Source organism: Streptomyces justiciae, from assembly GCF_015163075.1.
GTDB classification, from domain to species: Bacteria; Actinomycetota; Actinomycetes; order Streptomycetales; family Streptomycetaceae; genus Streptomyces; species Streptomyces justiciae.
On the sequence record NZ_JADDXU010000051.1, the window covers coordinates 1 to 1,049 of the forward strand.

The window sequence follows — 1,049 nt, forward strand, 5'->3', positions numbered from 1 at the left end:
GCGAGTGCCTTGTTGCGGCGTACGGAGGACCAGAAGGACCAGCCGATCAGGATCACGCCGACCATGCCGGTGATGATCTCGTGGATCTCGTACTGGATGGTGACCATGAGGATCACGGCCAGCGCACCGATCGCGTAGTGCGCGCCGTGCTCCAGGTAGACGTAGTCGTCGAGGGTGCCCTGGCGGACCAGGTAGACCGTCAGGGACCGGACGTACATGGCGCCGATGCCAAGGCCGAGCGCCATCAGGACGATGTCGTTGGTGATGGCGAAGGCGCCGATGACGCCGTCGAAGGAGAAGGAGGCGTCGAGGACTTCCAGGTAGAGGAACATGAAGAACGCGGCCTGGCCGGCCAGGACGACGGCGGGCTTCTTCTTGCCCGTGCGCGCGGCCTCTTCCTCCTCCTCGTGCTCGCGTTCCTCCTCTTCTTCGAGTTTGTCCTCGAAGTAGCCGGAGAGTCCGCCGACGATCATGTAGGTGATCAGGCCGGCGATGCCGGAGATCAGGACGGTCTGTGCCTTGTCGACGTGGGTGCCGCCGTGCTGGTGGGCGTGGGTGGCGAAGGTGAAGGCGGTGACGAGCAGGACGATCAGCGCGATGCAGACCGACAGCATGTCGACCTTGCCGAGCTTGGCGAGCGGGCGCTCCAGCCAGGCCAGCCACTTGATGTCGCGGTCCTCGAAGATGAAGTCGAGGAAGATCATCAGCAGGAACATGCCACCGAACGCGGCGATCGCCGGGTGGGCGTCGGTGACGAGTTCCTGGTAGCGGTCCTTGTTGTTGAGCGCGAGGTCGACGGCCTCGATCGGGCCCATGCTGGCACTGATCGCGACGATGACGACCGGGAACACCAGCCGCATGCCGAAGACCGCGATGAGCACACCGATGGTGAGGAAGATCTTCTGCCAGAAGGCATTCATCTTCTTCAGGATCCCGGCGTTGACCACCGCGTTGTCGAAGGACAGCGAGATCTCCAGGATGGAGAGGATCGCCACGATGCCGAAGGCCTCCCACCCCCCGTAGAAGACCGCTGCGACGAGGCCGAGCGC

Annotated in this window: 1 protein-coding gene; it reads right to left on the reverse strand. The window is 64.0% G+C overall.

Features of this window, described 5'->3' with window-relative positions:
• Positions 1–1,049, reverse strand: a 1,049-nt coding sequence (locus tag IQ210_RS46965) for a DUF475 domain-containing protein (protein WP_194085404.1), incomplete at both ends; no start/stop codon positions are given.